Source organism: Sulfitobacter sp. IGS-18 (genome assembly GCF_059628195.1).
Window position 1 is genome coordinate 3063625 of sequence record NZ_CM184556.1, and the last position, 26345, is coordinate 3089969.

General features: G+C 63.0%; 29 protein-coding genes. 8 read left to right on the top strand and 21 right to left on the bottom strand.

The window, feature by feature from the left end:
- Positions 1-41 precede the first annotated feature (41 nt).
- Positions 42-569 carry a hypothetical protein gene (locus ACWNZ3_RS14750; RefSeq protein WP_269361401.1) on the bottom strand — a complete coding sequence of 176 codons (528 nt, stop codon included), beginning with the start codon at positions 567-569 and terminating at the stop codon, positions 42-44.
- 48 nt (positions 570-617) lie between these two features.
- Positions 618-1340 (bottom strand): 16S rRNA (uracil(1498)-N(3))-methyltransferase, encoded by a 723-nt coding sequence (locus tag ACWNZ3_RS14755; protein ID WP_496900409.1) that lies wholly within the window; start codon positions 1338-1340, stop codon positions 618-620.
- 11 nt (positions 1341-1351) lie between these two features.
- Between ACWNZ3_RS14755 and ubiA the strand changes: the two genes are divergently transcribed.
- From ubiA to ACWNZ3_RS14770, 3 genes are all read left to right on the top strand, one after another.
- Complete coding sequence (gene ubiA, locus ACWNZ3_RS14760; RefSeq protein ID WP_274573946.1) at positions 1352-2329, top strand: 4-hydroxybenzoate octaprenyltransferase; 978 nt, start codon at positions 1352-1354, stop codon at positions 2327-2329.
- Positions 2330-2390: 61 nt separating this feature from the next.
- Entirely contained in the window at positions 2391-4298 is a 1908-nt protein-coding gene (locus tag ACWNZ3_RS14765) for an OmpA family protein (protein WP_496900410.1), read from the top strand.
- Positions 4285-4611 (top strand): hypothetical protein, encoded by a 327-nt coding sequence (locus tag ACWNZ3_RS14770; protein WP_114275262.1) that lies wholly within the window; start codon positions 4285-4287, stop codon positions 4609-4611. The genes ACWNZ3_RS14765 and ACWNZ3_RS14770 overlap by 14 nt, the downstream gene beginning before the upstream one ends.
- A 40-nt stretch (positions 4612-4651) precedes the next feature.
- Here ACWNZ3_RS14770 and ACWNZ3_RS14775 read toward each other — a convergent pair whose 3' ends face one another.
- The 12 genes from ACWNZ3_RS14775 to ACWNZ3_RS14830 form a co-directional block, all read right to left on the bottom strand.
- A complete protein-coding gene (locus ACWNZ3_RS14775) occupies positions 4652-5098 on the bottom strand; it encodes a universal stress protein (protein ID WP_269361408.1) in 447 nt (148 codons plus the stop codon).
- Positions 5099-5178: 80 nt separating this feature from the next.
- Positions 5179-5625, bottom strand: a complete 447-nt coding sequence (locus ACWNZ3_RS14780) for a molybdenum cofactor biosynthesis protein MoaE (protein WP_496900411.1) — start codon at positions 5623-5625, stop codon at positions 5179-5181.
- 3 nt (positions 5626-5628) lie between these two features.
- Positions 5629-5874, bottom strand: coding sequence for a molybdopterin converting factor subunit 1 (gene moaD / locus ACWNZ3_RS14785; protein WP_496900412.1), 246 nt, complete (start codon positions 5872-5874; stop codon positions 5629-5631).
- Positions 5871-6533 (bottom strand): CDP-diacylglycerol--glycerol-3-phosphate 3-phosphatidyltransferase, encoded by a 663-nt coding sequence (pgsA, locus tag ACWNZ3_RS14790; protein WP_496900413.1) that lies wholly within the window; start codon positions 6531-6533, stop codon positions 5871-5873. Before pgsA ends, moaD begins: the two co-directional genes overlap by 4 nt.
- Before the next feature lie 141 nt (positions 6534-6674).
- Entirely contained in the window at positions 6675-8540 is a 1866-nt protein-coding gene (gene uvrC, locus ACWNZ3_RS14795; RefSeq protein ID WP_496900414.1) for an excinuclease ABC subunit UvrC, read from the bottom strand.
- Between the two features lie 286 nt (positions 8541-8826).
- The gene (locus ACWNZ3_RS14800; protein ID WP_496900415.1) at positions 8827-9606 is read right to left on the bottom strand and encodes an SDR family oxidoreductase; all 780 of its coding nucleotides are present in this window, start codon (positions 9604-9606) and stop codon (positions 8827-8829) included.
- Positions 9607-9616: 10 nt separating this feature from the next.
- The gene (locus ACWNZ3_RS14805) at positions 9617-10561 is read right to left on the bottom strand and encodes a calcium/sodium antiporter (protein ID WP_496900416.1); all 945 of its coding nucleotides are present in this window, start codon (positions 10559-10561) and stop codon (positions 9617-9619) included.
- Between the two features lie 5 nt (positions 10562-10566).
- Entirely contained in the window at positions 10567-10731 is a 165-nt protein-coding gene (locus ACWNZ3_RS14810) for a hypothetical protein (protein ID WP_205388213.1), read from the bottom strand.
- Entirely contained in the window at positions 10731-11528 is a 798-nt protein-coding gene (locus ACWNZ3_RS14815; protein WP_496900417.1) for a S49 family peptidase, read from the bottom strand. The genes ACWNZ3_RS14810 and ACWNZ3_RS14815 overlap by 1 nt, the downstream gene beginning before the upstream one ends.
- Before the next feature lie 49 nt (positions 11529-11577).
- Positions 11578-12339: an ABC transporter permease gene (locus ACWNZ3_RS14820; RefSeq protein WP_269361420.1), complete on the bottom strand. Its 762-nt coding sequence runs from the start codon at positions 12337-12339 to the stop codon at positions 11578-11580.
- Positions 12336-13265 (bottom strand): ABC transporter ATP-binding protein, encoded by a 930-nt coding sequence (locus ACWNZ3_RS14825; protein ID WP_496900418.1) that lies wholly within the window; start codon positions 13263-13265, stop codon positions 12336-12338. Before ACWNZ3_RS14825 ends, ACWNZ3_RS14820 begins: the two co-directional genes overlap by 4 nt.
- A gap of 63 nt (positions 13266-13328) precedes the next feature.
- A complete protein-coding gene (locus ACWNZ3_RS14830) occupies positions 13329-13844 on the bottom strand; it encodes an SRPBCC family protein (RefSeq protein ID WP_269361424.1) in 516 nt (171 codons plus the stop codon).
- Between the two features lie 101 nt (positions 13845-13945).
- On the opposite strand from ACWNZ3_RS14830, the gene ACWNZ3_RS14835 reads away from it, so the two are divergent.
- Positions 13946-14926 (top strand): DMT family transporter, encoded by a 981-nt coding sequence (locus ACWNZ3_RS14835; protein WP_269361426.1) that lies wholly within the window; start codon positions 13946-13948, stop codon positions 14924-14926.
- Positions 14927-15106: 180 nt separating this feature from the next.
- Here the strand turns inward: ACWNZ3_RS14835 and ACWNZ3_RS14840 are convergent, their stop codons facing one another.
- The 6 genes from ACWNZ3_RS14840 to ACWNZ3_RS14865 all read right to left on the bottom strand — a co-directional run bounded on the left by ACWNZ3_RS14840 (position 15107) and on the right by ACWNZ3_RS14865 (position 20781).
- Complete coding sequence (locus tag ACWNZ3_RS14840; protein ID WP_496900419.1) at positions 15107-16078, bottom strand: NADPH:quinone oxidoreductase family protein; 972 nt, start codon at positions 16076-16078, stop codon at positions 15107-15109.
- 67 nt (positions 16079-16145) lie between these two features.
- Positions 16146-16256 carry a DUF2474 family protein gene (locus ACWNZ3_RS14845; protein ID WP_269361429.1) on the bottom strand — a complete coding sequence of 37 codons (111 nt, stop codon included), beginning with the start codon at positions 16254-16256 and terminating at the stop codon, positions 16146-16148.
- Positions 16256-17263 (bottom strand): cytochrome d ubiquinol oxidase subunit II, encoded by a 1008-nt coding sequence (gene cydB / locus ACWNZ3_RS14850; RefSeq protein WP_496900420.1) that lies wholly within the window; start codon positions 17261-17263, stop codon positions 16256-16258. The genes ACWNZ3_RS14845 and cydB overlap by 1 nt, the downstream gene beginning before the upstream one ends.
- Before the next feature lies 1 nt (position 17264).
- Positions 17265-18686, bottom strand: coding sequence for a cytochrome ubiquinol oxidase subunit I (locus tag ACWNZ3_RS14855; protein WP_496900421.1), 1422 nt, complete (start codon positions 18684-18686; stop codon positions 17265-17267).
- 80 nt (positions 18687-18766) lie between these two features.
- Entirely contained in the window at positions 18767-20113 is a 1347-nt protein-coding gene (locus ACWNZ3_RS14860; RefSeq protein WP_496900422.1) for a sensor histidine kinase, read from the bottom strand.
- Positions 20110-20781 (bottom strand): winged helix-turn-helix domain-containing protein, encoded by a 672-nt coding sequence (locus tag ACWNZ3_RS14865; protein WP_269361435.1) that lies wholly within the window; start codon positions 20779-20781, stop codon positions 20110-20112. Before ACWNZ3_RS14865 ends, ACWNZ3_RS14860 begins: the two co-directional genes overlap by 4 nt.
- A 146-nt stretch (positions 20782-20927) precedes the next feature.
- Between ACWNZ3_RS14865 and ACWNZ3_RS14870 the strand changes: the two genes are divergently transcribed.
- Complete coding sequence (locus ACWNZ3_RS14870) at positions 20928-22040, top strand: Do family serine endopeptidase (protein ID WP_269361437.1); 1113 nt, start codon at positions 20928-20930, stop codon at positions 22038-22040.
- 67 nt (positions 22041-22107) lie between these two features.
- On the opposite strand, the gene ACWNZ3_RS14875 is transcribed toward ACWNZ3_RS14870, so the two are convergent.
- Positions 22108-22569 (bottom strand): MarR family winged helix-turn-helix transcriptional regulator, encoded by a 462-nt coding sequence (locus tag ACWNZ3_RS14875; protein ID WP_496900423.1) that lies wholly within the window; start codon positions 22567-22569, stop codon positions 22108-22110.
- 73 nt (positions 22570-22642) lie between these two features.
- Between ACWNZ3_RS14875 and hmgA the strand changes: the two genes are divergently transcribed.
- The 3 genes from hmgA (at position 22643) to ACWNZ3_RS14890 (ending at position 26334) form a co-directional block, all read left to right on the top strand.
- On the top strand, positions 22643-24004 hold the full coding sequence (gene hmgA, locus ACWNZ3_RS14880) for a homogentisate 1,2-dioxygenase (RefSeq protein WP_496900424.1): 1362 nt from the start codon (positions 22643-22645) through the stop codon (positions 24002-24004).
- A gap of 58 nt (positions 24005-24062) precedes the next feature.
- Positions 24063-25316: a fumarylacetoacetase gene (gene fahA, locus ACWNZ3_RS14885; protein ID WP_496900425.1), complete on the top strand. Its 1254-nt coding sequence runs from the start codon at positions 24063-24065 to the stop codon at positions 25314-25316.
- A gap of 67 nt (positions 25317-25383) precedes the next feature.
- Positions 25384-26334 carry an MBL fold metallo-hydrolase gene (locus ACWNZ3_RS14890; protein ID WP_496900426.1) on the top strand — a complete coding sequence of 317 codons (951 nt, stop codon included), beginning with the start codon at positions 25384-25386 and terminating at the stop codon, positions 26332-26334.
- Positions 26335-26345 lie beyond the last annotated feature (11 nt).

The window sequence follows — 26345 nt, forward strand, 5'->3', positions numbered from 1 at the left end:
TATCTCTGAATGGTCAGGGATGGGCGATCAGAAAGGGCGTGTCAATGCAGCACGCGCACTGGCGGTCGCTGCACTTGCCGCTGCCAGATCACCACCGATTGCACGCCACCTGCCCGCAGCTCACCCAGCATCCTCTCGGTCCTGATCCCAGGCAGGGTTGCAAAGGCATCAAACAGCGCCTCTGACCCCGCCGCGTTCACCGGAATCAGCAAAGCGGACTGCCCGGGCTGTTCAAGCCGCCAATGTGCCGGATACATGTTGCGCTCCAGCGTCAGGCTCTGCATCTCCCGCAGGGCCACGGTGCCCCCGGTCAGCGGGCCGAAATATGTGACCTCGCCCTCATCGACCTGAACCGCCCCCGGCCCGTCCCGACCCGCCCGGAACCGCAACCGCTGCACCCCGATCCAGGCCAGCCCGGCACCTGCCGCGATCAGCGGATAGCCCACGACCGCCAGCAGAAAACCCGGCACCGCCACCAGCCATAACCCGGTCAGCCCCAGCACGGCCCCCGCGATCACCTCGCGCCAGCGCCACAGACTTTCTGCCGCCTCAGGCCGGAGAAACGTCATCCGGGGTCCACTTTCATTTCATTGTTCCCAAAATACACACCACAGACCTCAGCCCCAATCGCCCAAAGCCTGCTGCCAAAGCGTCATCGCCGCAACCGCCGCCGTATCCGCCCGCAGAATGCGCGGCCCCAGACGCACCGCCACTGCCGTCTCCAGCCGCGCCAGCCGTTCCCGCTCCTTCTCCGAAAACCCGCCCTCCGGCCCGATCAGGATGGCCCAGGGCCCCCGCACCTCTGGCAGCGCAGAGCCGCCCCCGGCGGCCAGCGCCTCGTCGCAGAACATCAGGTGGCGGGTGCTGTCCCATCCGTCCAGCAACCGGTCAAAACGCACCGCTTCGGCCACCTCCGGCACATAGGTGCCACCGCATTGCTCTGCCGCCTCCACCGCATGGGCCTGCAGACGGTCGGTCTGCACCCGGCCCGCGTTGGTGAATTCCGTCATCACCGGCACGATCCGCGCCGCCCCCATTTCGGCGGCCTTTTCCACGATGAAATCCGTGCGGGCCTTCTTGATCGGGGCAAAGCACAGCCAGAGGTCCGGCGGCATCTGCAAGGGCCTGCTCTGCGCGACGCAGATCAACTCGCCGTCACGTTTGCCAGCGCGGGCAACCTCTGCCAGCCATTCACCGTCGCGCCCGTTGAACAGCGCCACCTGCGCGCCGACAGGCTGCCGCATCACCCCAAAGAGGTAATGCGCCTGCCCCCGGTCCAAAGGAACCGATTGCCCCGCCCCCAGGGGGTGATCTACATAAAGCCTGATCTTCGCACTCATGAGGTTCATATATGCAAGACCAGCCCGCCGCGCCAGATCGCCAGGACGCAAAAGGCACCGTCGCCGATGCGCCGCCCGACAATTGGGTGGATCGCCACGCGCCCCAAGCCCTGCGCCCCTACCTGCGCCTGTCCCGCGCGGACCGGCCCATCGGGACCTGGCTGCTGCTGCTGCCCTGCTGGTGGGGGCTGGCCCTGGCCATCCTGCATGACCAGAGCCCCCGCTGGGAAGACCTCTGGCTCTTTGCCGGCTGCGGCATCGGCGCCTTCCTGATGCGCGGCGCGGGCTGTACCTGGAACGACATCACCGACCGCGACATCGATGACAAGGTGGCGCGCACCCGGTCCCGCCCGATCCCGTCGGGACAGGTCTCGGTGCGCCAGGCCCTGGCCTGGATGGTGCTTCAGGCGCTGCTGGCGGCCTGCATCCTGTTCACCTTCAACTGGGCCGCCGTCGGTCTAGGGGTGCTGTCACTGCTGCTGGTCACGGTCTATCCCTTTGCCAAGCGCTTTACCTGGTGGCCGCAGGTCTTCCTCGGGCTGGCCTTCAACTGGGGTGCGCTGCTGGTCTGGACCGCACATACCGGCAGGCTGGAATCACCCGCCGTGCTGCTTTACGTCGCGGGAATCGCTTGGACGCTGTTCTACGACACGATCTACGCCCATCAGGATACCGAGGACGATGCGCTGATCGGCGTCAAATCCACCGCCCGCCTCTTTGGCGACAAGAGCCCGCAGTGGCTGCGCCGTTTCCTGGTGGTGACCGTTGGACTGATGGGGCTGGCGGTGGTGTTCTCTGCCCTTCCAGACGCCTCCGTATTGGCGCTGGTGCTGGCCCTGGGCGGCCCCTGGGCCATGGGCTGGCACATGGCATGGCAATTGCGCGGGCTCGACCTGAACAACCCCTCGAAAATGCTGCAATTGTTTCGCGCCAACCGCGATACAGGCATGATCCCGCTGTTGTTCTTCGCAGCAGCCCTGCTGGCATGATTGCACCCCCCGCCCCCGGCGCGTATCAAGACGGCAGCGTTCACGATCAAGAAGAAAAGCCATGCGCCTGTCTGCTGTCCTGACCATCACCCTTACCTTTGTCGCCGCCGCCGTGGTTTCCCTCGTGGCGGCGAATTTCTCTGTCAAACTGATCGAGGAGACATCGGAAATCGGTGTGCGGGACGCGCTGGACGATCAGGGCATGACATGGGCCGAGGTACAGGCCGACGGGCTGCAGGTCACGCTTGCAGGCATCGCACCGACCGAGGCCGTCAGGTTCCGGGCACTGACCACGGCAGGCTCCATCGTGGATGCCGCCCGCGTCATCGACGACATGGAAGTCGAGGCACAGGCCGCCATCGCCCCGCCGCGTTTTTCCGCCGAGGTCCTGCGCAACGACAGTGGCGTGTCCATCATCGGTCTGATTCCCTCCTCGACCGACCGCGAGGCCGCGATCGCCCGTTTCACCAAGATGTCCGGCAGCAAGGAAGTCGCCGATCTGCTTGAACAGGCGGATTATCCCGCGCCTCCCGGCTGGGAAGAGGCCCTGGGGTTTGCCATCACCGCGATTGCCCAATTGCCCCGTGCCAAGGCCTCCATCGAGGCCGGGCGCGTCTCCATCACGGCAATTGCCGACAGCCCCGAAGCCAAGGCCGCAATGGAAACCAAGCTCAAACGCGCAGCACCGCCATCGCTGAAGCTGGTGCTCGACATCGCGGCCCCCCGCCCGGTGATCACCCCCTTTACCATGCGCTTCGAACTGGATGAGGATGGCGCTAGATTCGACGCCTGTTCCGCCGATACGGATGCCGCGCGCAACCGCATCCTGGCGGCAGGCGAACGCGCCGGTGCCCCTGCGAACAGCCGCTGCACGGTCGGTCTGGGGGTTCCAAGCCCGGCCTGGGCGGAAGCGGTGATGCAGGGCATCGACGCCGTCAAACGCCTTGAAGGCGGTTCGGTCACCCTGGCCGATGCCGATATGACCCTGGTCGCCCAGCCCGGCATCGACCAGTCACTGTTCGACCGCGTCGTGGGCGAGCTGGAAACCTCCCTGCCCGAGGTCTTTGCCCTGAGTGCAAAACGTCCCAAGCTCGAAGACCCCAATGCAGGCCCGCCGGAATTCACCGCCACGCTCAGCCCCGAAGGTCAGGTGCAATTGCGCGGCCGTGTCAGCAATGCGCCGCTGCGCGAACTGGCCGACAGCTATGCCAAGGCACGCTTTGGCTCCGACAAGGTCTATATGGCCGCGCGGATCGACGAAGACCTGCCCGACAGCTGGGGCCCCCGCGTGCTGACCGGGCTGGAAGCGCTCGCCAGCCTGTCCAACGGCGCTGTCACCGTCACCCCCGATACCGTCTCGGTCACCGGCAACACCGGCAATCCCGATGCCAACACCGCAATTGCCTCCCTGCTGTCCGACAAACTGGGGGAAGGGGCCGACTATGACATTGATGTCATCTACCAGGAAAAGCTGGACCCGGTGCTGGGCCTGCCCACGCCAGACGAATGCGAGGCCGAAATCGGCGAAGTGGTGAAAGTCGCCAAGATCAATTTCGAACCGGGCAGCGCCACCATCGACGCCAGCGCCCTGGGCACCATGGACGACATCGCGGAAATCCTGAAACGCTGCGGCGACCTGCCGCTTGAGATTCAGGGCTATACCGACAGCCAGGGCCGCGAGAGCATGAACCTTGCACTGTCGCAATCGCGCGCCGAATCCGTCCTGAACGAATTGCGCGCGCGCCGCGTGTTGACCGGGTCTTTCACCGCCAAGGGCTATGGCGAGGAGAATCCGGTCGCCGACAACAAGACCGAAGTGGGCCGCGAAGCCAACCGACGCATCGAGTTTCGTCTGATCCGCCCGAAAACAGTGGAGCTTCCGGGGCAAACAACGCTGGAATCCATTGCCCAATCAAGCGATACAGAGGCGGATCAAGTCGAAGAAGGCCCCACTGATGAGCAGAACTGAATTCGTCCTCGCCACCGCGATCATCCTGTTCGTGGCTTTCTGTCTGGGATGGTTTGCAAACTGGCTGCTGCACAGGTTCACCCGTGTCGCGGCAGGTGATGTGGCCCAGCTCGACAAGATGAGCCAGGAATTGCACGAGGCCGAAGAAACCCGCGATCAGGCGATCACCTACCTGCAACAGCGCGAGGCGGAGCTGACCAATCAACTGGCCCAGACGGAAGCGGAACTGCGCGCGGCGATGGATGGCCTGCGCGACGCCCGCCACGAGGCCGAGGAAATGCGCGCCTATATCGACCGGCAGCAGGCCAGCTGACCGGTCCTGCAAAGCGGACAGGGGCGCGGCCGGGGCCGTCTCAGGCCACGGTCATGACAGCACATTGCGCGCTCTTGCTGATCTCCTGAGAGGTCGAGCCCAGAAACAGCCCCTTGACGGCACCCAGCCCCCTGCGCCCGGTGACAATCAGATCGGCCTTCGCCTCCCTGGCGCGCGCCAGAACATTTGCCGCCGGAAGACCATGCCCGATGTGAACCTCCACATCCGGCATCCCCGCTTCTGCCGCAATCCCTTTGGCGCGTTCCGCCATTTTCACAGCCGCTTCGCGCAGCATCTCGTCATGGGCCGCCGTGGGGCCGACATAGAACCCCGAAATCGCCTCGGCGGCAAAGGTCACCGTCTCTTCCAGAGGCGTATGGCATACCTCCAGCCTGGCCCCGAACTTAAGCGCCAGTTCGCAACCCATCTTCAGGGCGCGCTCGGCAGCCTCGGACCCGTCAAAACCAACAACTATGGACGTGATCATCTTTCATCCTCCTGTGCTTTCCCCCTGATCCTATCAGCGGAGTGTGCAGGGAACCTTGATGTGGGTCAAACAGCCGCTTGTCAGGACCAGCGGTCCAGCGCCGCCTCATCCTCGTCCTTTGCCGCGACCCAATCGCCGCCCTGCGCCGTCACTTCGCGCTTCCAGAACGGGGCGCGGGACTTGAGGTAATCCATCAGGAACTCCGCCGCGGCAAAGGCATCCTTGCGGTGCGGTGCCGCGGTCGCGACCATCATGATCATCTCGCCGGGTTTCAGCGCACCAAACCGGTGGATCACCAGCACATCGCCAAGAGAGAACCGCGTCACCGCCTGCTGCGCCATATCGGTCAGCGCCGCCTCTGTCATGCCGGGGTAATGTTCAATCTCCATCACGTCCAGCGGATCACCGGGCAGGTCCCGCACGACGCCGGTAAAGGTGACGATGGCCCCCATGTCAGCGCGGCCCGCGGCAAAATCCGCAGCTTCCTTCCCCAGATCAAAGGCCGCTTCCTGTACGGAAATGCGCATCGCCTACCCCCCCGTCATCGGGGGAAAGAACGCCACTTCACGGGCGCCATCCAATGGCGCGTCAAAATCCACCAGGGTCTGATCCACCGCCACACGCAGCGCCGACAGATCCTCAAAGGCCGCGGCATAGCGTTCCTCGCGCCCGCGCAACTCGGCAACCAGGTCATTCACGGTCCTTGCCCCGGTCTCGACCTCTTCGCGCGGCACGCCGATCCGCTCCCGCACCCAGGCAAAATACAAGACGTTCATGAGTTGCCCTCCTTCAGATGCGGCATCGCCTTTTTCAGGTAGTCCACCCCGGTGATTGCCGTCAGCGCCGCCGCGATCCACAACAATGTCAGCCCGACGCGCCCCGCCCAGACTTCCAGGTCGAGGTCGTGACCGATCAGATCGTGCTCCAGCGCCACGCCCAGCGTTTCCCCCGACGTCACATCCATCCCGCCACCGGAAAGGCCGAAATAATGCTCGAACACGCCCTGGCTGAACAGCACAGCGATGGCAATCATCTGCGCCGTTGTCTTCCACTTGGCCAGTTTGGTCACCTTCAGCGTGCCGGACACATCGCCAAGGTATTCCCGCAGCCCGGAGACAAAGACCTCCCGGAACAGAATCACCGTGGTGGGCAACACCAGCCAGGGTGACCAGCTTGAAAAGCCCACAATGACCATCAGCGCAATCACCACCATGGCCTTGTCGGCAATCGGGTCCAGCATGGTCCCCAGCTTGGTCTCCTGTTTCCAGGCACGCGCCAGATAGCCGTCGAACCAATCCGTCACCGCCGCGACCACGAACAACAGCATCGCCAGCCCGTCCGCATAAAGACGATCGAAATACAGGAACATCACCGCAACACCAGGTGCTGCGACCAGACGCAAAAGCGTCAGAACATTGGGCAGATTCCATTTCATGACCGCACCCTAACCCGCCCCGCAAAGGCGCGAAAGCACCAACCCCCCTCTCTTTTTGGCCAAAAATATTCCCAGGGGGTTTGGGGGACAGCGTCCCCCATCAGAAAACAGGATCGAGCGCGGCGCAGCCGCTCCTCCGGGTCAGCCCCGGTCATGAAAATAAGCATATATCGTCTCGGCCAATGCGCCGGATACGCCCTCAACCGCCTTGAGATCGCTCAGGTTCGCGCGCCCCACCGCCTTGGCGGATCCGAAATGCGCCAACAATGCACGTTTGCGGGCCGCGCCCACGCCCGGCACATCGTCCAACGGCGTGGCCCCGACTGCCTTGGCGCGTTTCGCGCGGTGCGTGCCGATGGCAAAACGATGTGCCTCGTCGCGCAGGCGCTGGACGAAATACAGTACCGGATCGTTATGGCGCAGCGCCATCGGGCGTTTGCCAACACGGTGGAACTCCTCCTTGCCGGCGTCGCGGTCCACGCCCTTGGCAACACCGACCATCGGAATATCCTCGACCCCGTATTCGCGCATGATCGACGCCACGGCAGAGACCTGCCCGGCCCCGCCGTCAATCAGCAACAGCTCCGGCCACTGGCCTTCCCTGCGTTCCGGATCTTCCTTGATCAGGCGCTTGAAACGGCGCGTCAGCACCTCTTTCATCATGCCGAAATCGTCGCCGGGGGTCAGCTCATCACCGCGGATGTTGAACTTGCGGTACTGATTCTTCATCATCCCGTCGGGTCCGGCCACGATCATGGCACCCACCGCATGGGCGCCCTGAATATGCGAGTTGTCATAGACCTCGATCCGCTGCGGCGGTCCCGGCAGGTCGAATGCCTCGGCCAGACCGCTCAGCAATTTGCCCTGTGTCGCCGTCTCCGCCATCTTGCGGGCCAGGCTCTCGCGGGCGTTGCGCAGGGCGCCATCCACCAGCTCGGCCTTTTCGCCACGCTGGGGCACCAGCAGTTCCACCTTGCGGCCCAGCTTGCCCGACAGCGCATCCGCCATCAGATCGGGGTTTTCGATCTCGTTGCTCAGGATCAGCTGGCGCGGCGGCTCACGGGTGTCATAGAACTGACCGATAAAGGCCTCCAGCACCTCGGCGGCATCCACGTCTGCGCCGACGCGCGGGTAGTAATCGCGGTTCCCCCAGTTCTGGTTCGCGCGGATGAAGAACACCTGCACGCAGGCCTGCCCGCTGTCCATGTGCAGCGCGATGATGTCCGCCTCGGCCACGCCCTTGGGGTTGATGCCCTGGGCCGTCTGCACCTGCGTCAGCGCCTTGATCCGGTCGCGCAGGGCGGCGGCACGTTCAAATTCCATCGCTTCGGAGGCCTGCGCCATCTCGCCCGCCAGCCGGGCCTGAATATCCGTCGTCCTGCCCGAGAGGAATCTTTCCGCATCCCGCACGGACTGGCGGTATTCATTGCTGCTGATCTTGCCGACGCAGGGGGCGCTGCAGCGTTTGATCTGGTGTTGCAGGCAGGGCCGCGTGCGGCTGTCGAACATGGCATCCGAACAATCGCGCAGCAGAAACACCCGCTGCAACTGGTTCAGGGTCCGGTTCACCGCCCCCGCACTGGCGAAGGGACCGTAGTAGGCGCCCTTCTCCTTCTTGGCGCCCCGGTGTTTCTTGATCTGGGGAAAGTCCTGATCCGTGGTGACGAGGATGTTTGGAAAACTCTTGTCGTCGCGCAGCAGCACGTTGAACTTGGGCTTGAGCTGCTTGATCAGGTTCTGTTCCAGCAGCAGCGCCTCAGTCTCGGTCCTGGTGGTCAGGAACATCATCGAGGCGGTGTTGGAGATCATCCGCGCAATGCGTGGCGAATGCCCGGTGGGGCGCGCATAGCTGCTGACCCGCGCGCGCAGATTCCGCGCCTTGCCCACATAAAGCACCCGGCTTTCCGCATCCAGCATCCGGTAGACACCCGGCGAGGTGTCGATGGTCTTGAGATAGCCCTGGATGACCTCGTGACCCAGCTGCGGTTTGATCGTTTCTTCCGTCATCGTCCCGTTCTGATTCTCCGGTTGGCCTGCAACAGGCGGCTGGTCATGACAAGGATTAACCTGTCCACCAAATATGTGGATAACTCTGCAGATAACTCTGACGCAGGTGGAATTTTTCTTTGAATCCGGCCCGCTTCACCGAAACGCACAATATTTAGGCAGATATGCAACCTCTTGATTTTCCACGTTAAGTTTATTAACCCTTGCCAATTCATTGAATCTTAACGACTTTTGCAACGGTTTTGTAACACCTCCGCAGCGCCGTGCAGAACTTTCGCCCGGGGTCTTACTCGACACCGATGATGTCGCGTGTCTGCCAGACCAGATGCTGCCCGCCATCGACGCACAGCAACTGTCCCGTGACCCCCGGCGCATCCAGAAAATAGCCAAGGGCGGCAGTGATGTCATCGGGGTTGGCCCCCCGCTCCAGCAATGCGCTGGCGCGTTGCTGGGCGAAATGCGCATCGCTCTGCCGGGCGCCTTTCAGGGTTGGTCCGGGGCCGATGCCATTGACCCGGATGACCGGGGCCAGCGCCTGCGCGGTGGTATGGGTCATGGCCCACAGCCCCATCTTTGCCAGCGTATAGGTCATGAACTCAGGCGTCAGCTTGCGCACCCGCTGGTCGATCATGTTGACGATCAGACCGGTCGCAAGCGGCTCTCCGTTCGCGTCCCGATCCGGGGTCAGCCCCTGCGCGGCCATGGCCTGTGTCAGCAGGAAGGGCGCGCGCAGATTGCTGCCCATATGCCGGTCCCAACTGCTGCGGGTTGCGGATTTCAGCGTGTCGTATTCAAAGATCGAGGCATTGTTGACCAGACAGGTGATCGGCCCGCCCAGTGCCGCGGCCGCGCGGGGCAGCAGGCTTTCCGTCGCGGCGTCCTCCAGCAGATCGGCCTGCAGCGCCGTGGCCTTGCGGCCCATCGCCTCGATCTCGCGCACGACTTCTTCCGCGCCTTCGGCGGAACTGGCGTAATGCACGGCCACATCATGGCCCCGCGCCGCCAGGTACAGCGCCATTGCGCGGCCCAGCCGCTTTCCCGCACCGGTCACCAACGCCCGTTTCATCACGTTCTCCTCAGCTCAACACGACCACAAGATACAGGGCATATAGAGCGGACAAGGCAATCCCCCAAATGCGCGTGATGTCGCGGCCCAGATAGACAAAGGGGATCAGCAGCAGCGACGCGCCCAGCATGACCCAAAGGTCGAGCCTCAGGAAGGCGGGGTCGACGTCGATGGGACCGACGAGGCTGGCGATGCCAATGATCGCCAGCAGGTTGAACATGTTCGATCCGATCACATTGCCCAGCGCCACATCCGCCTGGCGGCGCAGGGCGGCCATGACTGTCGTGGCCAGTTCCGGCAGCGAGGTGCCGACCGCCACCAGGGTCAAACCGATCACCGTATCGCTGACCCCATAGGCGGTTGCGATGATGGTGGCATTGTCCACCAGCAGGCTTGCGCCCAGCGGCAGGCCGATCAGGCCCAGCACCAGGAAAACCGCAATCTGCCAGCGCGGCATGTCGGGGTCGGCCCCTTCGGGTTCCTCGGCATCATCGCCTTTGCAGGCGTTGCGGTGGTTGCAGGCCTCACCGAACTGATCGGCCAGCACATAGGCCAGCCCGCCCAGCAGGACCAGCCCGGCAATCCAGTCAAAGACACCCCGGAACGCCAGCGCGATGAACAGCACCGAGGCGGCGATCATGAAATTATATGTCTTGCGCGTGTTGCATTCAGAGGTGTGCATGGTTGCCAGCAAGGCCGGTATGCCCAGCACCAGCAGGATATTGGCGGTGTTCGATCCCACCACATTGCCCAGGGCAATGCCCGGCGCATTGTCGATCACGGCCTTGATCGAGATCAGCAGCTCCGGGGCGGATGTGCCAAAGGCCACAATGGTCAGGCTGACGATCAGTGCGGGCACACCCAGCCGCAACGACAGGTTTACCGCGCCCTTCACCAGCGCATCGCCTGCCAGCAGCAGGATCACCAGCCCCAGAAGAGACAGCAGCCACGGCATCAGCATCAGCCCTGCCCCCCGCAGCTACAGCGGCCCTTGCCGATACGATACCGCCCGCAGGCGCTGCACTTGGTCTGGCTGAAGCGCTTGCCGCCGAGCCAGTGCATCTTGCCGAACCAGGCAAGCATCCCCATGAACACAAGGAAAAGAAGAACGATCTTGAATACCATCAGAGCCCAAACCGCGCAAAGGCCGCGCGTTCTTCGATGCCCTGCACTGCATCATCGACGATCTGCGCCCCGAACCGCGACAGCAATCCCTTGCGCGCGCCATAGCGGCGGAATTTGACCTTGTCGCCAAAGCGGTCCTTCATCATCGGGCGCAGGTGGCCGATGCCGTCGATCAGACCCAGTTCGGCGGCGCGTTTCGCCAGCCAGATCTCTCCGGTGAACAGGTCCTGATCCTCGGGCAGCTTGCCTGCCCGCCGGCTGTTCACATGGTCCTTGAAATTCTCGTGGATGTCTTCCAGCAGCACCTTCAGCCGGGCCACGTCTTCCGGGTTTTCGGGGCGGAACGGGTCCAGCATGCTCTTGGATTTGCCAGCGGTATAGACGCGCCGTTCCACGCCGTATTTGTCGATCAGTTCATGCACCCCGAAGGAGGCCGAGATCACACCGATGGACCCCAGCACCGAAGACGGATCGGCATAGATCTCATCCGCGGCCACGGCCAGCCAGTAGCCGCCGGAGGCCGCGACATCCTCGACAAAGGCGATGACGGGAATCTTCTTTTCCTCTGCCAGCCGGCGGATGCGCGCACCGATCAGCGAAGACTGGACGGGGCTGCCACCGGGCGAGTTCACCTCAAGCGCGATGGCGACCGGTTTGCCCTTGCTGAACGCCTTTTCGATCACCGGCCCCAGGGTCGCGTCGTTCAGCACGCCACGCCCTGAGGTGCTGATCATCCCCGACAGGCGGATCACAGCAACGGTCGGGTTGGACTTCAGGAAAGGCAGCCATTTGTTCATGCCCCCCATGTAGAACGCCGACGCCGGTCAAACAAGGCGAGGCGAAGCTTTATTGGCGAATGCGCCAGCCGGTGCGGAAAATCCACCATATGATGCCGAGACAGACACCGGTAAACAGCCCGATGGCCAGAAGGCTGGTCAGGATCGGCACATCCGCGGTATCAAAGAACGCCCAGCGGAACCCCGAGATCAGGTAAACCACCGGGTTGAACATCGACACTGCCTGCCAGAACGGCGGCAGCATCGAAATGGAGTAGAAAGACCCGCCCAGGAACACAAGCGGCGTGACGATCAGCAGCGGCACGATCTGCAATTGTTCGAAATTGCCCGCCCAGATGCCCAGGATAAATCCGAAGAGCGCGAAACTGATCGTGGTCAGCAGCAAGAACGCCACCATGGCCAGTGGATGGGCGATGCTGAAATCGACAAAGAAGTATGCCGTGATCAGGATGATGAACCCGATGATCAGCGACTTGGTCGCGGCGGCCCCCACATAGCCCATGACGATTTCGAGAAAGCTGATCGGCGCGGACAGAAGCTCAAAGAACGTGCCGATGAACTTGGGGAAATAGATCCCGAAAGAGGCATTGGCGATGGATTGGGTTATGACCGTCAGCATGATCAGCCCCGGCACGATGAACGCCCCATAGCCGACCCCCTCGACCTGTTCGATCCGGCTGCCGATGGCCGCGCCGAAAACGACGAAGTAAAGTGATGTGGAGATGACAGGCGCAAGCAAACTCTGCGCGACGGTCCGGAAGAACCGGAACATCTCGAAAATATAGATGGAGCGGACAGCCGTCCAGTTCATGCCGCGTCCTCCTTGACCAGATTGACAAAGATATCTTCCAGGCTGGATTGCCGGGTCACGACATCGCGCAGCACCAGCCCCTCGGCGGCAACATCCGCCAGCAGCTTGGTGATGCCTGTGCGTTCGGCATTGGTATCATAGGTATAGATCAAGGCGTGCCCGTCACTGGACAAGGCCAGATCGTCGGACTGCAGGTTCCTGGGAACCTCGGTCAGGGTCTCGGTCAATTGCACCTCAAGTTCCTTCTGACCCATGCGGGTCATCAGCTTGGTCTTTTCCTCGACCAGCAGCAGCTCGCCATGGGCGATCACACCGACGCGGTCGGCAATCGCCTCCGCCTCTTCGATATAATGGGTGGTCAGGATGATGGTCACGCCATCTTCCTTCAGCTTGTCGACGATCTGCCACATGTCCTTGCGCAATTCCACGTCGACGCCTGCGGTGGGTTCGTCAAGAAACAGGACGCGGGGGTCATGGGCCAAAGCCTTGGCGATCAGGACACGGCGCTTCATACCGCCCGACAATTCCCTGATCTGGTTGTCCTTCTTGTCCCAAAGCGACAATTGCCGCAGCACCTTCTCGATGGCCGCATCGTCGGACGGCTTGCCAAACAGACCGCGTGAGAACCGCACGGTGTTGATGACCCGTTCAAAAGGCTCCAGGTTGATTTCCTGCGGCACCAGCCCGATCATCGACCGCGCGGCGCGATAATCATGCAGGATGTCATGCCCGCCGACAGTGACCTTGCCGCTGGTCGGCATGGTGATCCCACAGACCGTAGAGATCAATGTGGTCTTGCCCGCGCCGTTCGGGCCGAGAAGGGCAAGGATTTCACCCTCTTCAATCCCCAGGTTCACGCCCTTGAGCGCCTGGAACCCATCCTTGTAGGATTTGCGCAGGTCTGTGATTTCAACGATATTTGCCATGGCTCAGGCCCCCTTCATCCCGCGCGAACTTAATCGGCGGGACGTTAAAGTAAACAGTTCAGTTCAGTCTTTTGACCGACCGAACCAGCCTTTTTTCCTGGGGGCCTCTTCGGCGTCGTCCCCGCCTGCATCTTCCGCCGGTCCCTCCAGGGCCGCCTGAAGGTTGTCGAAGAACTGATCCGCCATCTTCTTGGCAAAGCCGTCGATGATCCGGCTGCCCAGCTGCGCGAGCTTGCCGCCCACCTTGGCCTCCACGTCATAGCTCAGCTCGGTGCCGCCATCCTTTGCCGCCAGCCGCACGTCGGCACCGCCCTTGGCAAAACCCGCAGCACCGCCCTTGCCCGCGCCATCGATCTTCATGGATTGGTCCGCAACCAGATCGGTGATTGTCACCTCTCCCTTGAAGGTGGCCTTTACCGGCCCGACCTTCTGCACGACGGTCGCCTCGTATCCCTCCTCGACCGAGCCGGTGACCTCGGTGGCGCCCGGCACGCAGGCCTTGAGCACCTGGGGATCCAGCAGGGCTGCGTAAACCTCTGACGGGGGCGCCGCAATCTGACGGGTATCTGACATCTGCATGGGGAACCTCCGGGTTATTTGCGCGCAGGATAGCCAAGTTGGCAGGACTGTCCAACGCCAAACGCACTGGACAGACGCGGCAGGGCTGATAGGTCAATTGTATGACTGTGCTTCCCCAAAATCGCGCCGGGCCGGCGATTGCCTTTGTGCTGGCCGGGATCCTGGCGATTTCCGTGAACGACATGCTGATCAAGCGGCTTTCCGGGGGCTATCCGCTGCATGAACTGGTGTTCGTACGCTCGGCCATCGGGATCGTATTCAGCCTGGTGCTGGTCCAGATCGAGGGCGGCTGGCACATCCTCAAGACCGACCGGCCGGGTCTGCACCTGCTGCGCGGGGCGCTGGTGGTGATTGCCAACATGACATTCTTTGTCGCCCTTGGGGCGATCCCGCTGGCCGATGCCACCGCATTGTTCTTTGCGGCACCCCTGTTCATCACGCTGCTGTCGATCCCGATCCTGGGGGAAAAGGTGGGGCTCCTGCGGCTCGGTGCCGTGATGGTTGGATTTGTCGGGGTTGTCATCATGCAACGGCCCTGGGCCGGCAGTGAAACGCTGGGTGCCTCCCGGCTGGTGCTGCTTTTGCCGGTGCTCGCGGCGCTGACCTATGCGCTGAATCAGCTGATGACCCGCAAGCTGGGGGTAAGCAGCAAGGCCTCGGCCCTCTCGGTCTACATCCAGTCGGTTTTCATCGTCGTTTCGCTGGGGTTCTTCCTGGTGGCCGGCGACGGACGCTTTGTGAGCGAGGGCAGCTCGGCCTCGATGCAGTTCCTGCTGCGCGCCTGGGTCTGGCCCGCGCCGGGGGACGGCTGGATCTTTGTTGGCATGGGGTTGAACGCGGCGGTAATCGGCTATTGCCTGAGCGCCGCCTACCGGATGGCCGATGCCGCCACGGTCGCGCCCTTTGAATACATGGGCCTGCCGCTGGCGGTGTTCTGGGGCTTCATGATTTTCGGGGATCTGCCCGCCTGGGAAGTCTGGATCGGCATCGCATTGATCCTCGGTTCGGGATTGTTCGTCTTCCTGCGCGAGCGGCAAAAGACCCGTGTGCGGGTCAACCGACCGACCACCCGACGGTACTGAGGGTTCGGAATTTTCAAAAATTCCGGACCGTTTTCTTCAAAGAAAACGAAGTCAGGTAGCGACAGTGGCGAGCCGTCTGCGAGACCGCACAGGCTGTGTCCTCTGCATCGATCTACACCGTTTGATCCGTGGCACACGGAATTTTCAAAAATTCCGGACCGTTTTCTTCAAAGAAAACGACTACTCCGGCTGAGACACCTGCACCACCACCTTGCCCGTGGCCTTGCGGGTCCGCAGCAGGTCCAGTGCCTCGTTCGCCTGTTCCAGCGGCAGCACGTTGCTGACATGCGGCTTGATCCTGCCTGCCACATACCAGTCGATCAGGGTGCGGAAACTGTCGGTCAGCACGCCGGGTTTGATCCGCGCGTAACCGCCCCAGTAAAAACCCAGAACCGTCAGGTTCTTGACCAGCAGGATGTTGGCCGGGATCTGCGGCACCTCGCCACTGGCGAACCCCAGCGGCAGCAGCCGCGCCTCGGGGTTGCAGGCGCGCATTGCCGCCTTGAACTGATCGCCGCCGATCGGGTCATAGACCACATCCGCCCCGCCCAGCGACTTGACCACCGCGCGGATGTCATCGGTATCGGAATCGATCAGGTGATCGGCACCCAGCTTGCGGCAGATCTCAAGCTTCTCCTTGCCCCGCGCACAGGCGATCACCTCTGCGCCCATCAGCTTGCCCAGTTCCACCGCGGTCAGGCCAACCCCGCCCGAAGCCCCCAGCACCAGCAGCCGTTCCCCCGGTTTCAAACCTGCCTTGTAGTCCAGCGCGACATGGCTGGTGCCATAGGCGATCAGGAAGGCCGCCGCATCCACCGCGTCCATCTCATCAGGAATCGGGACGCAGACCTCCGCAGGCAGGACCGCATATTCCGACAGGCCGCCAAAGCCGGCATAGGCCGCAATGCGCTGATCCTTTGCCAGCGTGGTCACCCCGTCGCCCAACCCCACGACACGGCCCGCCAGTTCCATCCCGATGGTAAATGGCAGCGGCGGCTTTTCCTGGTAGGTCCCCTTGATCATCAGCGTGTCGCCGAAATTCAACCCGCAGGTGTCAATCCTGACCAGCACCTCGCCCGGTCCGGGCACGGGCAGCTCCAGTTCCCGCAGGCTCAGGGGTTCGTCATAGGCGGTCACTTGCATCGCGCGCATCATGGGGTCCTTTTCGATTGGCCCGCTTTGTCGCCTGTCCCCGCAGCCCTTGGCAAGGGGCATCACGCTATCCTGCGAAAATCACGGCGCGGATCCCATAGGCCACAAGACCCAGGGCCGAAATGCTCAGCACCCAGAGCAGCACGAACCATCCTAGCCGACGCAGCCAGAGCGGCATCAATGATATCCGTCTTCCGGGTCGATCTTGCCCCGGAACACCCAATAGGCATAGGCGGTATAGGCAAGGATCATGGGCACCAGCACCAATGTCCCGACCAGCGTGAACCACAGTGAACTGTCGGGGGCCGCGGCATCCATGATGGTCAGGGCACCGGGCACCATATAGGGGTAAAAACTGATCCCGATGCCGATGAACCCCAGAACGAAAAGGCTGAGTGCGCAGAGGAACGGCTGCAGGTCACGCTGCTGTTGCAACCCCCGGAACAGGCCCAGAATGCAAAGCCCCACCAGCACCGGCACGACAAAGCTGAAGCCCATCGAGGGCCAGGTGAACCAGCGTTCGAAATAGACGTAGCGCAGGAAGGGTGTCCAGAGACTGACAGCCGCCATGAAAATCACCGTTGCAATGGCAAACGGCCAGGCCAGCCTGCGCATATGGGTCTGGATGCGCCCCTCCAGCTTGAGGTTCAGCCATGTGGCTCCCAGCATCGCGTAGCCCACCGTCACCGCGACACCGGTCAGGAAGGTGAAGGGCGTCAGCCAGTCCCACCAGCCGCCCGCATAGGCGCGGTTCTCGACCTCGATCCCCTGTACCAGCGCGCCCAGCGCGATGCCCTGGCACAGCGCCGCCGTCAGCGATCCGCCGAAAAACGCGATGTCCCAGGTCCCCTTCCAGCGCTTTGTGCGCCAGCGGTACTCAAAGGCCACGCCGCGAAACACCAGCCCCAGCAGCATCAGGATGATCGGCATGTAAAGCGCGGGCATCACCACCGCATAGGCCAGCGGGAATACCGCGAACAGCCCGCCGCCGCCCAGCACCAGCCAGGTTTCATTGCCGTCCCAGATCGGCGCGACGGAATTCATCATCACGTTGCGCTCTTTCTCGTCCTTGGTCAGCGGGAACAGCAGGCCCACCCCCAGGTCGAAACCATCGAGGATGACATAGACCAGCACCGCAAAGGCGATGATCCCCGCCCAGATGAATGACAGTTCAAAACCCAGCATCTCAGGTCCTCGCCTTGTCGTCGTGATTGCCCTGCATCTGCACCGACGGGGTCGTCCCGGCGGTGCGGGTCGGGCCTTCGTCCGTGATCGGCGCATCGCTCACGGGTTTGATCGGCTTGCCCATCAGGCGCAGGATATAATAGGTGCCTGCGCCGAAAACGAAGAAATAGACGATGATAAAGGCAATCAGCGAGGCCGCGACCGCAGGGGCCGCCACGGGCGAGAGGCTGTCGGAGGTCCGCAGCAGCCCGTAGACGGTAAAGGGCTGGCGTCCCACTTCGGTCGTGATCCAGCCCGCCAGCACCGCGACGAACCCCATCGGCCCCATCGCCATCGACACGCGGTAAAGCCAGGGCGCATCGAAAAGCCGCCCGCGCGCCCGCGCGATCAGCCCCCACAATCCCAGACCCAGCATGGCAAAGCCAAGGCCCACCATCACCCGGAAGGAGAAAAAGACGATGGCCACCGGCGGTTCATCCTCGTCCGGAACGGTATCAAGACCGGCCAGCGGCGCGTTCAGGTCGTGCTTGAGGATCAGAGAGCTGAGCTTGGGGATCTCCACCGCGTAATCGACACGCTTTTCCGCCTGATTGGGGATGCCGAACAGGATCAGCGGCGCTCCGTGGGGATGGCTTTCGAAGTGCCCCTCCATCGCCATCACCTTGACCGGCTGGTGTTCCAGCGTGTTGAGCCCGTGGGAATCGCCCGCCAGGATCTGCAGGGGGGTCACCAGCGCCAGCATCCACATCGCCATGGAGAACATCCGCCGGGCAGGCGCATCGCTGCGGTCGCGCAGCAGGTGCAGGGCCCCCACCGCCCCCACCACCAGCGCGGTTGTCAGGAAGGCGGCCAGCACCATGTGCGTCAGGCGATAGGGGAACGAGGGGTTGAATACGATCTGCCACCAATCCTCGGGAATGAACTGCCCCAGCTCGTTCATGCTGAAGCCCGCCGGCGTCTGCATCCAGGAATTGACCGACAGGATCCAGGTGGCCGAAATCAGCGTGCCGAATGCCACCATGCCCGTTGCCATCATGTGCAGCGCATCACCCACCCGTTCGCGGCCAAAAAGCATGATCCCCAGGAACCCCGCCTCAAGGAAAAAGGCGGTCAGCACCTCATAGGCCATCAACGGGCCGATCACCGGACCGGCCTTGTCCGAAAACACCGACCAGTTGGTGCCGAACTGGTAGGACATGACGATGCCCGACACGACCCCCATGCCAAAGGCAATGGCGAAAATCTTGACCCAGTAATTGAACAGAATCAGGAAGGTGCGGTCCCGCGTCCAGAGCCAGCGCGCGTTCAGAACCGCCAGGAAGCTGGCCAGCCCGATGGAGAAGGCCGGAAAGATGATGTGAAACGAGATCGTGAAGGCAAACTGCACCCGCGCGAGGATCTCTGCGGAATATCCGTCGAACATGGTCTGGCCTCCATTGCTTCTGTCCCGGACATAGGCTGTTTTCGCAGCCTGTACAGCGACACATTTCGCCGCAGCGGGTATCAGAAGCGCAGGTCCACTTTCAGACCCGGCTCATTGTCACCCAACACGAGTTCCGCACCATGCAGCGCCGCCACGGCCGCCACCAGGCTCAGGCCCAATCCGTTTCCGGGCGTGTTGCGGGTGCGATCCAGACGATAAAGCCGGTCCAGCACCTTGTCACGTTCCTTGACCGGAATGCCCGGTCCGGTATCGGCCACCTGAAGCCAGACCCGGCCCGCCGCGTGTTGCGACAGGCGAATCGTGATTTGGCTGCCTGCAGGCGTATGGCGCAGCGCGTTTTCGATCAGGTTCGAGACCATCTGCCCCAGCAAAGCCCTGTCCCCCCGCACCTTCGGAACATCAGCGGCAATCTCCAGGGTCAGGCGATGGCCGCTGTCGCCGGCACTGGGGTCATAAACCTCGACCAGGGTCTGGCAGACCTGCGCCAGATCAACGGGTGCGAAGCGCGACCGGGCCGATCCGGCCTCGACCTGCGCCAATTGCAGCAGCGCCTGGAACACATGCCCCATATCCGCCACTTCGGCACGGGTGCGGGCAACCAGTTCGGCCTCTTCGCTGTCCGGGGGCACCTTGCCCTCCAGATCCTCCAGTTGCAGGGCAACCCGTTGCAACGGCGTCTTGAGGTCATGGGCGATGTCCGATGACACCTGTTTCAGCGCGGTGACAGACGCCTCCTGCGCGGTGGCCATCTGATTGAGCTTGCCGCCGATCTGCGCAAGGTCGTCTGACCAGCGCGGCCCGACCTTGACGCGCGCGCCCAGATCCCCGCCGGTCATCCGGTCCAGCGCGCGGCCCACCACCTCCACATGCCGCTTGGAGCGGCGTGCCAGCACCAGCCCGCCCGAAAGCGCGATCAGCGCCGTTGGCAGCAGGCTGATCAGCAGGATGTTGAGGAAGACCCCGCCCAGCGCCTCGATCTCTGCCCGACTGCGGGCGATGGTGATGATGCCGCCATGCAACCGGTCGGTCAGCGACAGATAGGCACCATCATATTGCGCGCGGTCCCGGTCCAGCGAGATGATGTGAAACCCTGCCTCGTCCCGCGCGATCGCCCCGTTGCCAAAGATCCTGCCCGAAGGCGCGATATAGCTCAGCACCATGCGGTTGGGGTCAGCCTCGCGGCTTTCGGCCTCTACCAGTGCCGCCACGGCGCGGGCATTGGGGGCGGCGCGAAAGCCCGCAAGGTCCTGGCGCAGATCGGCACGCATGGCCTGCTCGAACGAGCGTTGGGTAAACCCGTAGCTGGCCGCGAGGCTCAGCAGGCTGACTGCGGTGAACAGCGCCACCAGCAGCAGCGCCAGCCGCAGCGGCATCGACCGCCAGAGTTCCGCAAGCCGTGCCGTCATGCGGCAATCCGGTATCCCGCCCCGCGCACCGTCTGGATGATTTCCTTGTCAAAGGGCCGGTCCACCTTGGCGCGCAACCGGCTGATGTGGGTTTCCACCACATTGGTGCCGGGGTCAAAGCCGATGTCCCAGACCGCTTCCAGCAACATGGTTCTGGTCTGAACCCGCCCCTTGCGCCGCAACAGATGTTCCAGCAGGGCAAATTCGCGCGGCAACAGGTCCAGCACCTGCCCCGCCCGCGTGACCGTCCGGGTGATCAGGTTCATTTCCAGATCGCCTGCGCGCAGCACCGTCTCCGTCTCCATCGCCTGGGGCCTGCGCGACAGCGCCGCCACCCGCGCCGACAATTCGCCAAAGACAAAGGGTTTCGCCAGGTAATCATCCGCCCCGGCGCGCAGCCCCTCGATCCGGTCGTCGACATCGCCCATCGCCGTCAGCAGCAAGACCGGCACCTTCGATCCGGCGCCGCGCAGCGTCTTGAGCAGGGTCAGCCCGTCGACCTGCGGCAGCATCCGGTCAAGGATCAGCACATCATGCCCCCCCGCCGTCGCCGCAATCAGCCCTTCGCGCCCGTCCGCGACCAGATCGACAACATGACCTTCCTCGCGCAATCCCTTGGCGATGTAGCGCCCGGTTGTGGCGTCGTCTTCTATGACGAGCAGTTTCATCGTGACCTCTGTTCCTGATCTGCAGGTCTCCTGCATAGACAATATGGGGCCGCAGGCCGCGTTACAAATTTGTATAGGGCCGCCCATGATGCTGTAAGGACAGACCGTCATATGGGGTGGGCACAAGAAAATTCGAGGTAACCCCGATGCACTCCATACTGAAATCACCAAGACAAAGCGCCGCCGCGGCATTGACTGCGGCCCTGCTGGCCACTTCCGCGCTGACCGTCGCACCTGCTGCGGCCTATGCGGTGCCCGCCGGCGGCTATGCCGATCTGGTGGAACAAGTCTCCCCTGCCGTGGTCTTTATCGAAGTCACCACCAAGGCACAGGACACGCCCGCCCCGATGCCGCGCAACATTCCCCCGCAGCTGCGCCGCTTCTTCGAGGACGGCATGCCCGGAATGCCCGGCCACCAAGGGCCGCTTCAGGGCGTGGGCTCGGGCTTCATCATCTCTTCCGACGGCCAGATCGTGACCAACCACCATGTGGTGGCAGGTGCCGACACCGTGACCGTCAAACTGGCCGATGACCGCAGCTTCGAGGCCAAGGTGGTCGGCAGCGACCCGATGACGGACATCGCCCTGCTCAAGATCGAAGCGGATGTTGACCTGCCCTTTGTCAAATTCGGCGCCACAGATGGCCTGCGGGTGGGCGACGAGGTTGTCGCCGTCGGCAACCCCTTCGGCCTTGGCGGCACCGTGACCTCCGGCATCATCTCTGCCCTGTCGCGTGACATCCGCTCGGGCCCCTTTGACGACTTCATCCAGACCGATGCATCGATCAACAAGGGCAACTCCGGCGGACCGCTGTTCAACAACGCCGGTGACGTGATCGGCGTCAACACCGCCATCCTGTCGCCCGATGGCGGCTCCGTCGGCATCGGCTTTGCCGTGCCTGCCGACCTGGTGCAGACGGTTGTGGCCGATCTGTCCGACGACGGCAGCGTCTCGCGTGGCTGGCTGGGTGTGAACATCCGCCCGATGACCGAAGAGGTCGCCAATGTCCTGGGCTACGATTCACCCAAGGGCGCGGTGATCGAAGCGGTGAGCGAGGACAGCCCTGCCGCCAAGGCCGGTCTGAAGCGGGGCGACATCATCATGTCCTTTGGCAAGACAGAGGTGACCGACCTGCGCGACCTGACCCGTGCGGTGGCCACCACCGAGCCTGAACAAAGCACACAGATGAAAGTGCTGCGCAAGGGCGAGGAGCTGACCCTCGACGTAACCGTGGGCAAGCTGGATCCCAAGCCGGCCTGACCCATGCGTGACCCCGGCGGCGCATCCCCCGTTGCCGCCGGGGATTTTCAAGCCGGCCCGGCCGCTCCTACAATTTGGCGATGCGCACAAGCGCCTGCCGCAACAGCCGGGCCTCTTCCTGCGAAAAATCCGCCATCAAAGCCCGGTCGAACTGTTTCCCCTGCGCGGCCAGATCGGCATAGGCCTGCCTGCCCTGCGATGTCAGCGCCAGGGTTTCATGGCGCCTGTCGTCCTCCCAGGGGCTGCGCGTCAGGAATCGTTTGGCCTGCAGGGCCGCAACCGCGCGGCTGACCTTGGTCTTGTGCATCCGCGCCCGGTCGCAGATCTCCTTGGCCGTCATTGCCCCGTAGCGCCCCAGATGGAACAGCACCCGCCATTCGGTGCGCAACATCCCGTATTTACCCTTGTAATATCGCTGAAAACTCGCGCTGGATTCCTCCGCCGCCATGTTCAGCAGATAGGGCAGAAACCCCCGCAGGTCGAAATCATCCACCGTATCCCCCGGCGGTGCCCCGTCTTTTTTCGGCATTTTGCAATTTATCCCGTTGTTAGTTACAAAACCAACTAATATGTGATCTTCACGTTTTGCGAAAGGACCTGCCATGAATAAGGACGTCGCCCCCCACGCGCTGAAAAGCGCCGCAACGCCTGTCGGCACCCATGAGGGATACATGCCCGGCTTCGGCAACGACTTCGAGACGGAAGCCCTGCCCGGTGCCCTGCCCCAGGGCATGAACTCGCCCCAGAAGGTGAACTACGGCCTCTACGGCGAACAGCTGTCCGGCACCGCCTTCACCGCGCCGAGCCACCAGAACGAACGCACCTGGTGCTACCGCATCCGGCCATCGGTCAAGCACACACACCGCTTTGAAAAGATCGACCTGCCCTATTGGAAATCCGCGCCACATGTGGACCCGGACGTGGTCAGCCTGGGCCAGTACCGCTGGGATCCCGTCCCCCATTCCGAAGGAAAACTGACCTGGCTCACCGGCATGCGCACCATGACCACGGCCGGTGACGTCAATACGCAGGTCGGCATGGCCAGCCACATCTACCTTGTCACCGACAGCATGGTGGACGCCTATTTCTACTCCGCCGACAGCGAACTGCTGGTGGTCCCGCAGGAGGGCCGTCTGCGCTTTGCCACCGAACTGGGCGTGATCGACATTGAACCGCAGGAAATCGCGATCATCCCGCGTGGCCTGGTCTACCGGGTCGAAGTGCTCGAAGGGCCCTGCCGCGGCTTTGTCTGCGAGAACTACGGACAGAAGTTCGACCTGCCCGGTCGTGGCCCGATCGGAGCCAACTGCATGGCCAACCGCCGCGATTTCAAGACGCCGATCGCCGCCTTTGAGGACCGCGACGCGCCCTCCACCGTCACGGTGAAATGGGCGGGCCAGTTCCACGAGACAAAAATCGGCCATTCCCCGCTCGACGTCGTTGCCTGGCATGGCAACTATGCCCCCTGCAAATATGATCTGCGCACCTATTGCCCGGTCGGCGCGATCCTGTTCGATCATCCGGACCCGTCAATCTTTACCGTGCTCACCGCGCCCTCGGGTGTCGAAGGCACCGCGAACATCGACTTCGTCCTGTTCCGCGACCGCTGGACGGTGGCCGAGGATACCTTCCGCCCGCCGTGGTATCACAAGAACGTCATGTCCGAACTGATGGGCAATATCTTTGGCATCTATGATGCCAAGCCCAAGGGCTTCGTCCCCGGCGGCATGTCGCTGCACAACATGATGCTGCCCCACGGCCCGGACAAGAACGCTTTCGAAGGCGCGTCGAACGCCGAGCTTGAGGCCGAGAAACTGGAGAACACCATGTCCTTCATGTTCGAAACCCGCTTCCCGCAGCACCTGACCCCCTTCGCCGCCAAGGAGGCACCACTGCAGGACGATTACATCGACTGCTGGACCGACCTCGAAAAGAAATTCGACGGCACCCCCGGCAAGAAATGATGCCGCCTGCCGGTTTCGCCCTGGGTGAAACCGGCAACTATCAGCACAAGGAATACCCATGACCCTCCTCCAATCCTGGGTGGAAAGCGCCAACAGCGCCGACACCGACTTCCCGCTCAACAACCTGCCCTACGGCGTGTTCGAGACAAACACGCTTGAACCGCGCTGCGGCGTGGCCATCGGCGACATGATCCTCGACATGGCCGCAATGGAAGAGAACGGGCTGATCGACCTGGCCGAAGAGCCGGTCTTTGACGTGCCCTACTGGAATGACGTGATGGAACTGGGGCCCGAAGGCTGGGCCGCCCTGCGCAACCGGCTGACCGACCTGCTGGCGGCCGATGCCCCGGACCAGGCGCAGGTCGCGCCCCACCTGGTGCCGATGGCAGAGGCGCGGATGCACATGCCGCTGGTGGTCACCGAATTCACCGATTTCTACGCAGGCAAGCACCACGCCACCAACATCGGCACCATGTTCCGCAGCGCTGAAAACGCGCTGCCGCCGAACTGGCTGCACATCCCCATCGGCTACAACGGGCGCGCCTCCACCGTGGTTGTCTCCGGCACGCCCATCGTGCGCCCCAATGGCCAGACCAAGGTGCCGGACGCCGATATGCCCTCCTTCGGCCCCAGCAAGCGGCTGGACATCGAGCTGGAGATGGGCGCCATCGTCGGCACCTCCTCCGAGATGGGCCACCCGATCACCGTGGCGCAGGCCGATGACATGATCTTTGGCTATGTCCTGCTGAACGACTGGTCGGCGCGCGACATCCAGCCCTGGGAATACCAGCCACTGGGCCCTTTCCAGGCCAAGGCATTTGCCACTTCGATCTCCCCCTGGATCGTGACGAAAGCGGCGCTGGAGCCGTTCCGCACCTCCACGCCCGAACGCGAAAAGGACCTGCTGCCCTACCTGCGTGAACCCGGCCCGATGCTCTATGACATCGAGCTGGAGGTGACGATGGCCCCCGAAGGCAAGGCGCCGACCACCATCGCGCGCACCAACTACAACCAGATGTACTATTCCGCTGCACAGCAGCTGACCCATCACGCCTCTTCCGGCTGCGCGATGAACGCGGGCGACCTGCTGGGTTCGGGCACGATCTCCGGCCCCGAAAAGGATCAGCGCGGCTCGCTGATCGAACTCAGCTGGGGCGGTAAGGAAACCATCACGCTGGACAGCGGCGACACCCGCACCTTCATCGAGGACGGCGACACAATGACGCTCAAAGGCGCCGCCAAAGGCGACGGATTCCGCATCGGCTTCGGCGACTGCGTGGGCACGATCAAACCGGCAATCAAGTTCCCCTGAACTTCATTGTTCCAATAAATACACAGATGTGACGCCACCACATGCGCCACGCCAGAAAGGACATACCATGGCCAAAGCTTTTGCCTCCCAGGGCGACCTGACCGAAAAGAAAATCACCTTCGACGAGGTCGGCCGCGGCCTCTGGGCCTTTACCGCCGAAGGGGACCCCAACTCCGGCGTCATCATCGGTGATGACAGCGTCATGATCGTCGAGGCGCAGGCGACCCCGCGCCTGGCCGGCAAGGTCATCGAGAAAGTCCGCGAAGTCACCGACAAGCCGATCAGCCATGTGGTGATGACCCACTACCACGCGGTCCGCGTGCTGGGGGCCTCCGCCTATGGTGCCGATCAGGTCATCATGTCCGACGTGGCCCGCGCCATGGTGGTCGAACGCGGACAAGAGGACTGGGACAGCGAATTCCAGCGCTTCCCGCGCCTGTTTGAAGGGCATGAGAGCATTCCCGGCCTGACCTGGCCCACCACCACATTCTCCGACAGTATGACCGTCTATCTCGGCAACCGCCGGGTGGACATCAAACAGATCGGCCGCGCCCATACCGCAGGCGACGCCGTCATCCACGTCCCGGACGAGAACGTGATGTTCACCGGTGACATCGTCGAGGACCACTCCGCCTGCTATTGCGGTGACGGGCATTTCAACGACTGGGGCGGCACGCTGGACAATATCCTGGCCTATGACGTGGATGCCATCGCACCGGGTCGCGGCGGCGCGCTGATGGGCAAGGATGCGGTCAAGGGTGCCATTGCCAGCACCCGCGACTTCGTGAATTCCACCTATGCCCCCGCCGCCCGTGTCGCGGCCCGCGGCGGCAGCCTCAAGGAAGCATGGGACGCCGTGCGCGAAGCCTGCGACCCCAAGTTCTCGGATTATGCGATCTACGAACATTGCCTGCCCTTCAACGTGGCCCGCGCCTATGACGAAGCGCGCGGCATCGACACGCCCCGCATCTGGACCGCCGAACGGGACATCGAAATGTGGAACGCGCTGCAGGCGTGATCCTGCAGCCC